The organism is Cohnella soli (genome assembly GCF_042655525.1).
Lineage (GTDB): Bacteria > Bacillota > Bacilli > Paenibacillales > Paenibacillaceae > Cohnella > Cohnella soli.
The window spans coordinates 214,181-224,274 of record NZ_JBHSMI010000009.1; the positions used below are offsets into that span (position 1 = coordinate 214,181).

9 protein-coding genes are annotated in these 10,094 nt (G+C 51.4%); all 9 read right to left on the reverse strand.

Going from position 1 to position 10,094, the window contains the following annotated elements:
• Window positions 1–31 precede the first annotated feature (31 nt).
• The 9 genes from iolD to ACFPOF_RS05635 all read right to left on the reverse strand — a co-directional run bounded on the left by iolD (window position 32) and on the right by ACFPOF_RS05635 (window position 9,892).
• Window positions 32–1,891 carry a 3D-(3,5/4)-trihydroxycyclohexane-1,2-dione acylhydrolase (decyclizing) gene (iolD, locus tag ACFPOF_RS05595; protein ID WP_378130422.1) on the reverse strand — a complete coding sequence of 620 codons (1,860 nt, stop codon included), beginning with the start codon at window positions 1,889–1,891 and terminating at the stop codon, window positions 32–34.
• A gap of 26 nt (window positions 1,892–1,917) precedes the next feature.
• Window positions 1,918–2,682: a sugar phosphate isomerase/epimerase family protein gene (locus ACFPOF_RS05600; RefSeq protein WP_378130424.1), complete on the reverse strand. Its 765-nt coding sequence runs from the start codon at window positions 2,680–2,682 to the stop codon at window positions 1,918–1,920.
• Between the two features lie 2 nt (window positions 2,683–2,684).
• Window positions 2,685–3,431, reverse strand: a complete 747-nt coding sequence (locus ACFPOF_RS05605; protein WP_378130426.1) for a glucosamine-6-phosphate deaminase — start codon at window positions 3,429–3,431, stop codon at window positions 2,685–2,687.
• A gap of 20 nt (window positions 3,432–3,451) precedes the next feature.
• Entirely contained in the window at window positions 3,452–4,576 is a 1,125-nt protein-coding gene (locus ACFPOF_RS05610) for an ROK family transcriptional regulator (RefSeq protein ID WP_378130428.1), read from the reverse strand.
• Between the two features lie 123 nt (window positions 4,577–4,699).
• On the reverse strand, window positions 4,700–5,524 hold the full coding sequence (locus tag ACFPOF_RS05615; protein ID WP_378130430.1) for a carbohydrate ABC transporter permease: 825 nt from the start codon (window positions 5,522–5,524) through the stop codon (window positions 4,700–4,702).
• Window positions 5,525–5,542: 18 nt separating this feature from the next.
• Window positions 5,543–6,439: a carbohydrate ABC transporter permease gene (locus ACFPOF_RS05620; RefSeq protein WP_378130432.1), complete on the reverse strand. Its 897-nt coding sequence runs from the start codon at window positions 6,437–6,439 to the stop codon at window positions 5,543–5,545.
• A gap of 151 nt (window positions 6,440–6,590) precedes the next feature.
• Complete coding sequence (locus tag ACFPOF_RS05625) at window positions 6,591–7,889, reverse strand: extracellular solute-binding protein (RefSeq protein WP_378130434.1); 1,299 nt, start codon at window positions 7,887–7,889, stop codon at window positions 6,591–6,593.
• 123 nt (window positions 7,890–8,012) lie between these two features.
• Complete coding sequence (locus ACFPOF_RS05630) at window positions 8,013–8,960, reverse strand: aldo/keto reductase (protein WP_378130436.1); 948 nt, start codon at window positions 8,958–8,960, stop codon at window positions 8,013–8,015.
• A gap of 20 nt (window positions 8,961–8,980) precedes the next feature.
• Window positions 8,981–9,892 carry an ROK family protein gene (locus tag ACFPOF_RS05635; protein WP_378130437.1) on the reverse strand — a complete coding sequence of 304 codons (912 nt, stop codon included), beginning with the start codon at window positions 9,890–9,892 and terminating at the stop codon, window positions 8,981–8,983.
• Between the last annotated feature and the right edge of the window lie 202 nt (window positions 9,893–10,094).

A 10,094-nucleotide genomic window follows, 5' to 3' on the forward strand; every position in this document is an offset into this window, starting at 1 on the left:
TGGCATCTCTGCTCCTCTCCGGAACTTGAGCTTATTTCGCAGCTTCAAGTTTGCTTTGGAAATTTCGATAAGCCTCGTTTACTTTGGCGCTCTCGGACACTTCGGCTACGTCGACCCTCCACCAGGATTCGTAGCCGGAGGTGTTCGTTCCCGGCAGCACCCGGATATGAATGAGCGTTGTCGTTTGTTCGTTTCTCGCCGCCTTCAAAGCATGCTTCAGCTCTTCGATCGTGTTCGCCGTATAAGCTTTGGCCCCCATGCCGCGGGCCTGGGCGGCAAAATCGAACGTCATATAATCACCGGACAATCCCCTCCGTTCGGGAGAGTAATAGCGGAATTCATTGCCGAATCCGTCGCTGCCGTTTTCTCTCTGCAAGTTGTGAATACATTGGAAGCCGTGATTGTCGAGGAGCAGCACGGTAATCTTCCGCCCTTCCTGAAGACTGGTCACGAGTTCCGAGTGCATCATCAAATAGCTGCCGTCCCCGACCATCGCATACACTTCGCGATCCGGATCGGAGAGCTTGGCGCCGAACGCTCCCGCAACCTCGTATCCCATGCAAGAGAAACCGTATTCCATGTGATACGTTTTCGGCCGGGTCGTTCTCCAGAGCCGATGCAGATCTCCCGGCATACTGCCGGCCGCGCCGATAATGACGTCTTCGGGCTGAACGAATGCGTTGATTTCCCCCAGCACCCGCGTCTGCGCCAGTCCGTCTTCCCGCTCTATCGCGTACAGCCGATCGACTTCGCTAGTCCATTCGGCTTTCAATTGCGCCAGCCGATCGGAATCATAGCCGGAGGAATACCCGAGAGCCTGCAGGTCTTGGGTCAATTGACCCATCGCCAATCGCGCGTCCGCTTGAACGGATACGCTGCTCAGCTTGGCCGCGTCGAGGCCGTTGACGTTGATTTGGAGAAATTCCGCTTCAGGGTGCTGGAATAAGCTTTTGGAAGCCGTCGTGAAGTCGCTCATTCGCGTTCCGACGCAGATGACGAGATCGGCGTTCTTGGCCAAGCGGTTCGCCGCTAGCGACCCGGTGGCCCCGATCGCCCCCATGTTGAGCGGATGATCCCAAGCCATTGCGCTTTTGCCCGCTTGCGTCTCGCCGACGGGAATGCGGAAAGCTTCCGCGAATTCGCGCAGTTCTTCGGTTGCCAGAGAGTAATGCACTCCGCCCCCGGCGATGATCACCGGATTTTTCTTGCCGGAGATCAGCTCTACGGCGCGCTTGCGGGCCGACTCCGACATCGGTCTTCGATCGATGATATGAACCCGCTTCTCGAAGAAAGAGACCGGATAATCGTAAGCTTCGCACTGTACGTCTTGGGGAAGGGAGATCGTTACGGCCCCCGTATCCGCCGGGTCCGTAAGCACGCGCATGGCGTGGAGCAGCGAGGACATCAACTGCTCCGGTCTTACGATCCGGTCCCAGAACCGGCTTACCGGCTTAAAGGCATCGTTAGCCGAGATCGTATAATCGGACGGATTCTCGAGTTGCTGGAGAACGGGATCCGGTTGTCTCGTCGAGAAAATGTCGCCCGGAAGAAACAGAACCGGAATTCGGTTCACAGTCGCAGTCGCGGCGGCCGTCACCATGTTCAAGGCGCCCGGGCCGATGGAAGAAGTGCAGGCGAATATGCCCAGCCTGTTGTTCTGCTTGGCGTATGCCATCGCCGCGTGAGCCATTCCTTGCTCGTTTTTCCCTTGGATAAACTTTAAGTTTCCAGGCGAGCGCTCCAGTGCCTCTCCGATTCCCGTAACGTTGCCATGTCCGAAAATGCCCATCACGCCGTGCACGAATTTTTTCTCCTGATGATCGATTTCAATGTATTGGTGGTCCAGGAAGCGAAGCAAAGCCTGCGCCATCGTTAACCGGATCGTCGTCATTCCTATCCCTCGATTCTTGATATAAGTTAAAGTCCCAGCTTCTCGGCCATCTTCACCAGATTCGTCAAGCTGACGTCCAAGCTGTCGAAGGGACTTCCCGGACATTCGTCCTGTTCCACGGCATACCATTCGACCCCGTTCTGCTCGCCCCATGTCAAGATCGGTTCGAAATCGATCAGCCCCGTCCCGACTTCGGCGTAAAATCGGCTGCCGTCGGCTTTCATGTCTTTCAAATGGAGGACCGGAATGCGGCCTGGGAATTTCCGAATATATTCGAGCGGATCTTGGCCTGCGTATTTCACCCAGTAGGTATCGATTTCGGGATATAAGAACTGATTGCCCACCGGCTTCATCAAATAATCAAGAGCGATTTGTCCTTCGACCATCGTCTGGAATTCGAAGTCGTGGTTGTGGTAACCGACCCGATAACCGAAAGGATTCACTTTGGCCGCGGTCGCGAGCAATTCTCTTTTCGCTTGAATATAGCCGTCGACATGCTGCATGTCGTCTTCCAGGTAGTGGCAGAAAAAATCCTTCGTTCCGAACGCTCTGCCCTCTTCCAATACGGCCTCAAGCTCGTTGTTCATCCGGTCCAGTCCGACATGCATGCCCGCTGCCCGAAGTCCGGTTTCTTTCAATACTTGAGCAATTTCGTTTGGTCTGAGACCAAACAAACCATCGATCTGAACGGCCTCCCAACCCATTTTCTTTAATCTGCGCAACGTCGCCGGAAAATCCTTCTCCAATTCATCCCGTAGCGTATAGAGCTGGGCGGCGAATTTATGTTTCACGCTTATTCCTCCCCTTGCGCATGATTCCGGATGAAAGCCGCTGCCTTGTCGTCCACGAACAATTCGAACCGGGCATGTCTCCGAAGCAGGCTCGAAGGGACATCGTCCGTCATCTCTCCGAGCACCGTCGCCTTCACGATCTCGGCTTTTTTGTCCCCGTCGGCAAGAAGCAGCACGTCTTTGCTCTCCATAATGTGTTTCATCCCCAGCGTAATCCCGTGGTTCAAGTTTTTTTGTTCGTTGAAGTATTTCACCGACACCGTCCGTGTAACATCGTCCAGCTCTACGACGTGGGAATAGGTGTCCATCTCGCAGCCTGGCTCGTTAAAGCCAAGATGTCCGTTCAAGCCTACGCCAAGGACGATGACATCGATGGGACCATGTTCTTCGACGAATAGATCCGTTTTTTCGCATTCGCCGTTCAAGTCGGTGCTCCGGCCGTCGTAGAAGCGGATCTGCTCCTCCCTGATGTTCAACGGTTCAAAAAAGTGTTGATCCAATGTGCTTCTGCAGCTGCCTTCGTCCCCGCCGCCTAAGCCGACCCACTCGTCCAAGCTAACGAATTTGCAGGCCGAGAACGAGACCCGATTGTCCTTTGAAGCTTCTATTAAGTAGCGGAACGTTCCTAGCGGAGTCGAGCCTCCGGCGATCGACAGGAGCGCATTCGGTTTCCGATGAACCGTTTGGATAATATGTTCCGCGGCCATCTTGGACATTTCTTCGTAATGATCCGCAATGTTGATTTTCATGTCCGATTTTCCCTTCTCTATTAATTGATGACATCCTGAACGTTATCGAAGGAATAGGAGATGATTCCTAATACGCCGGAATTCTCGCCGACTTGAGTCGGTTCGATCCGCGTTTGAATCGGCGTGATTCTTTCCACCGTTTGGCGCACTTCGGGCAACAGCTCTTCCATATAAGTGCCTAACTCTCCGCCGATAATGACCTTCTCGGGGTTCAGCAGGCTCACCATATTGGCAATCCCGAGAGACAAGTGGTTAATAAACCGCTGAACGACCCTAACCGCCTGGATCTCGTTTCTTTTGTACTGCTCGAACACTTCCCCGATTGACGATGCGTATTGAGACAAAGCATCGACCGACACTTTTTTATCGAAAGTCCCGAAATGACCCAGCGTATTCACCTTCTGGGACAGCAGGTCTTCTTCGAACGCAAAGTAGCCGAGCTCGCCCGCCATAAAATCTTTCCCTTGAACCAGTTTGCCATTGCAGACCATCGCGCTGCCGATACCGGCTTTAATCGAAATATAAATGAATTCGTCGACATTCTGGCAGGCGCCGAGCCAACGCTCTCCAAGGGCGGCGCAGTTAACGTCATTATTGATGAATACCGGCTTATCGAGAAGCTTACGGAACTGCGCGGCCAGATGAACGTCGTTCCAATCCAATTCGGGAGCGCCGACGACGATGCCGTCTACGCTGTTCGTTAAGCCCGGAACGCAGAAGCCGACCGAAATCACTTTGTCGAGCGGCACGTCCGCTTGTTCGACCGTTTCGAGCAGATGGTCCCTGATCTTCTCCAAAACCGGTTTCTCTTTATACTTCACCAGGGAAACGATCTTCCCGTCGAGATCGGACACGCAGATTAGATAGCCCTTTTCATTTAATTCGATTCCGACGCCATAAGCCGAGCTCGGGTTAAAGCTCAATTGAATCGCCCTTCTCCCGCCTTCTCTGGTCGAGGAGCCCAGGCCTGTCTCGGATACGAACTTCTTCGCGATCAGTTCGTCGACGATCAAAGAAACCGTCGATCTGCTCAACCCGATTTTCTGCGAGATCGATGCCCTGCTAATGGGCTGATCTATACGAATCGTATCCAACACCAAATCGCGATTTATTTTTTTGATCAGGTCAAGATTAGCTGATTTCATTGTCATCCATGCCCCTTCAACAAACTGGAATAGTCGCTCGCGGTTTGTAACGAACCCGAACAAAACGAACTATCTCCAGTATTGCATAAATACCGTTTTCGTCAATCTTCCTTTCCCTGATGCTTATTTCACCGCTCCGGCCGTTAACCCTTCGATCAGGTAACGTTGGAAGAAAAGGATAATCAAAATCGGGGGGATAATGCCAATAAAACCGGCGGCCGCAAGCAGTCCGTAGTCGACCGTAAATCTTCCCAGAAATTCGTTGATCGCTACGGGCATCGTCTTGGCGACCTGGCTGGAAGTCAAGACGAGCGGGGTAAGAAAATCGTTCCACGAGTTCATGAACGCGAATACCCCCGTCGCGAACAATCCCGGCGTACTGATCGGCAGAATAATCCGAAATAGAGCACCGAACCGTCCCAAGCCGTCGATGAATGCCGCCTCCTCCAAATCCTTTGGAATGGAGGAAAAGAAACTTCGCATGATCCAGATGATAAAGGGCAGGTTAAACGCCATTTGCGCCATAATAATGGAAGTTTTCGTGTCGAGAAGGCCCATCTGGCGAAAAATGACGTAGATCGGAATGAGCACCGCAATTCCGGGGATCATCTGGGTGACCAGGACAAGCAGCACGAAGCTATCGCGAAAGCGGAAATTCAGTCTCGCGAACGCATAAGCGCCTAACGCGCCGAACAACAAACAGAGAATCGTAGTTACCGCCGCCACGATCAGGCTGTTGATCATGGAGGACACGAAACCCGACAATGCTGCCTGTCCCATAATGGCCTTATTGAAGTTCGCAAACGTGGCATGCGTAGGAAAAAAACGATTGGCGCCGCTGATAATATCCTGGTTTGTCGATAAGCTTGTCGTTAACGTCGAGAGAAAGGGAGCAAGCGTAAAAGCCATAAGCAAGGCTAGTCCCGCATACATCATCAGCTTTTTCAAAAAATACGTCCCCTTCCCCTAAGAAATGTTTTGAACCTTCATTAATCTGATGTAGACGAATACGAGAATAAGGATAACGAACGTTACGATATAACTTCCCGCGGCGCTTCCGCCGAAATTCGCGAACGTAAAGCCTTGCTTATATAAGTAAAGGCCGACAGCTTCCGTACTGTTTGCCGGTCCCCCTTTTGTCAAAGCGAAAATGAGATCGAACGAGCGGAACGCGTCGATGGTCCGCAAGATGAGTAAAACCAGCGTCGTCGCTTGCAAATAAGGCAACGTAATGTGCCGGAATGCCTTGGATTTCGTTGCTCCGTCGACGGATGCGGCTTCGTACAAATCCTGCGGAATCGTAATCAGGGCCGCGAGGTACAACAGGGCTACGAAAGGAAACGATCTCCAGATTTCGGAGAGAAACAACATGACGAGCGACCACTTCGTATCGGACAGCCAAGCGATATTGTGTTGAATGATGCCGAGTTTGATCAATAACGCATTCAAAGACCCGTAATTCGGATGAAGAATCAACTTCCAGATCATGCCGACAATGACAAGCGGGATCGCCCACGGGATGAGGATCAAGGTACGGAACAAACCGCGCGCTCGAATTTTGCCGTTCAGCAAAAGCGCAGCGCCTAGTCCGACCAGCAAGCTGCCGATGACCGTTACCCCTGAAAAATAAAACGTGATTTTTAAGCTATTCCAAAAAGCGGGATCGTTCAGGTTGTCCGCGAAGTTATTGAAACCGACGAATTGCGTGCCGATGTCCGGATTCGTGATATTCAAGTCAACAAAGCTTAAATAAATGGAATAGATAAGCGGATAAAGCAATAACCCCAATATGAGAAGCAAGGTCGGCGTGAGCAAGATAAGGGCAAACCGGCCTTCCGACATAATCTTCGCGTTCTGCTTCACTCTAGTTCCCCCCGATCAATAACAAAAACCTATCTCCAACGGTTGTTCGTCGGGCAATAAGGAAGATCCGCGGATGGAACGTTATTCGTTCGCGCTCCATCCGCGGCTTCCTCATCTCTTCCGCAGTAAAGACAGATTCCGGTTTTACGAATTATTTAGAATATTTGTCGATGATTTTTTGAGTTTCTTGCTCCGCTAGCTGCAAAGCTTCCTGAGGCGTCTTGGATTTTAGAAGCGCCATTTGGATATAATCCTGCATCATGGAGGACCATTCTTGGTACCAAGGCAACTGCGGTCTGGCCAGAGCCGTCTCCGCTTGTTTCATGGCCGTCTCGATGCCGGGCAGGTTGCCCTTGATTTCCGGATCGTAGGCAACGCTTTTCCATGCGGTGAATTTATCCGTGCCGCCCGTTTTTAAGATCATATCCTTTTGACCTTCCGGACCGTTGAGGAATTCGATGAAATCCCAAGCTTCTTTCGGATTTTTGGAGCCTTTGGAGATCGCTTGAACGAAAGAGCCGATCGTCGAAGCCGAGTTGACTTTGCTCGGGAACAGAGACAGATCCGTCTTATTGGCCACTTGAGAATTTTCGGGTTTATTCAGATCGACCAGCGGAATTCCCCACTGGAACTGGAACGCGGTTTGCCCCGCCGCGAATGCGGCGTTGACATCGCTTTCACCGAACTGAATCGAAGCCGGATCGACGATCTTGTATTTGTAGATCATGTCGTACATGAGCTGTAGCGCTGCCAGCCCTTTTTCGTTGTTGAAGTTGGGCTTTCCGTCTTTGAAAGGCTCTGCGCCCATCGTTCCCATAATGGCGACGAAATCGCAAATTACGGCTTCCATTCTGCCCCAACTCCAAGCGGACGCATAAGACACGACGCCATCCTGCTGCAATTTCTGGCTGATCTGAATGAATTCGTCCCATGTTTGCGGAGCGTGATCTATTCCGATTTTCGACAGCATTTCCTTGTTGTAACCGAACGTTTTCCAAGCGGTGTACCAAGGAAGACCGTACGTTTTGCCTTTGTATTGAATGAACCGGTTCGCGTAGCTCATTAAATCTCCTTTGAGCTTGTCGGTCATATATTGATCAACCGGAACGATCCAGCCTGCGTCCGCGAATTTGGCGACGTAGATATCGTCGATGCCGATGATGTCGTAGGTATTCGAATTGGCGACGGCGTCGTTCGTAAGCTTGGTAATGATATCGTTCCAGGCCACGACTTCGATTTTGACTTTCACGCCGGTTTTCTCCTCAAACGCTTTGGCTCTTCCGTCGTAATACTCTTCCATCCCCGGCGGCGTAATCGCCGTAAGCGTAATTCCTTTACCTGGGTTCGCGGATCCATTCCCCGCGCTGTTCGAATTTCCTTTGGAACCGCATGCCGACAGTAATAAAGCCACGCACATCAGGATAACAAAGCTTTTCATTTTTTTATTCATGTGCTCGTTTCCCCTTTTCATTCCGGTTGTCGAATTATTTAACTGATGTAGAAGATCCCTTACAAATCAAGCACGGTCGTTGGCGAGAATCACCTCCTTCAATCCGAAGGCCGTTCGTTAAGCTTAGGCAAGATCGCTTGTCTTCAAGTCCAGCCAATCCATCTCGGACGGGCTCAAAGAAATGTCCGCCCCCGCGAAACTCGACCGCATTTCTTCGACTTTCTCCGGTCCGATCAGGGCAAAGGTCGGGAATCTTTGGTGAAGCACGTAAGCCAGAGCGATTTGTATCGGCGTCACGCCTTTAGCCGTCGCCAGCCTCGTTGCCCGGTCAAGCCTCTCCCAGTTGTTATCGCTATAATACACGCGCACCATGTCTTCGTTATCCCGAATGTCGGGAGAGAACCGTCCGGAGAAAAATCCGCCTGCCTGGGATGACCACGCGAGTAACGGAACCTGATGGCTCTCGTGCCATCTGCAGAAATCTTCATCCGCCGAGACGCACCCCGGCCAATGCGGCTCCAAAGGTTTCGCCAAACTGAAACTCGGACTGTTAAAAGAAAATCCTTGGAGATGATTGTCTTTAGCGTATTGGTTAGCTTCGATGACGCGGTTCAGCGTCCAGTTCGACGCTCCGATCGTTCCGACATATCCGGCGCGAATAGCATCGTTCAGAGCTTCGACGATTTCTCCGACCGGAATCGTCATATCGTCCCTATGAAGCGCGTACATGTCCACGTTTTTGACGCGGAGCCGTTCAAGACTCTCCATCATATCTTCTCGAATGAACTTTGCGCCCACTCTCGGTCCGGGACTGCCGTCGTCGGGATGGCAGCCTTTCGTGAGAATGACGATGCGATCGCGAATATTGCGTTTCTCCATCCACCGCCCAAGCGCTTCTTCGCTGCCTTCGTATTGATGGGCGGAATCGAAAGTATTGCCGCCTAATTCGATGTAAGCATCCGATAGCCGGGTGACATGATCCATATTGTCCGGGTGGTAAGCGTCTCCCCCCGTTCCCATCACCAATTGGGTCGACGCCATCTTAACGCCGGGAATTAGAATTTTTCTCATATTCTCACTCCATCCTCATATTATTCCTTCTGCTTGGTAAGCTTATTTATTAGAAAAGCTGCAGCGCCGTAAGCGCCGGCATTCTCGCCCAATGTAGAGCACTCGATCATTACGGGGACAGGCGACATCTTGCCGACCTGCTCGCGCAAACGATCCAGCTCCTCCGACAGCGCTTGCGAGACCCCGCCGCCGATGATGACCTTCTGAGGATTCAACAAGCTCGATAAATTCGCGATCGTTATCGATAATGTCCTTAGGTATGCCGAGAAGATCTCATAGCCTTCTCCATGACCCTCTTTGTATTGCTTAATAATCAGATCGGGAGGAATACGATGACCGGACAGCGCTCTTCCGGAAATTTTTTCTTCGAGCGCCCCGAAGCCTTTGAACGTATATTCCTTGTTTTCATGCCAGTCTTCTTCGGATAACAAGTAGCCGATCTCGCCGGCCATGAACTTGCTGCCGTACAGAATGTTTCCGCCGTTCACGATCGCCGCGCCGACTCCCGTTCCGATCGCGATGAACACGAAATCGTCTGCCGATTGGGCGGAGCCGAGCCACCGTTCTCCTAGCGCCGCACAATTCACGTCGTTCTCTACCGTAACCTTGCTCTGTAAAAGCGCTTGCATTTGTTCGACGAAATTCAAACCGTGCCATTGCAATGCCGGGGCTTCGATGACGATCCCACGATGGATGTCGGTTACTCCGGGGACGCCGAACCCGTAACCCGCGATTTTATCTTTGTTCACTTTCGAATCGGAAACGCATTCATGAACAATCCGGGCAATGTTATTCAAGTCGCTCGAAGTTCTAGTTTTTTGCCTAGAGACGACTCGTCCATTTCGGTCGACGATTTGGACAATCACCTTTGTTCCACCTATGTCGACACCAACATAAAGGGCATCGGAATCTTTCTGACTTAGATCGATCACGGGTGTACCTCCATACGCTTATGTTAGTTTGTTCCGAGAATGAACTAACTGAAATTAATATAATCCATTTCAAAAACCTCGTCAATCCCCTATAAGAAAAGGGTGTCGTTGTGCTGTGATAATGTCACCCTATAACTGTTCTGAGATAATGTCACTATGAGACAGGAGACAGTGACATTGAGCAGAGCCGAATTGAAGAAGG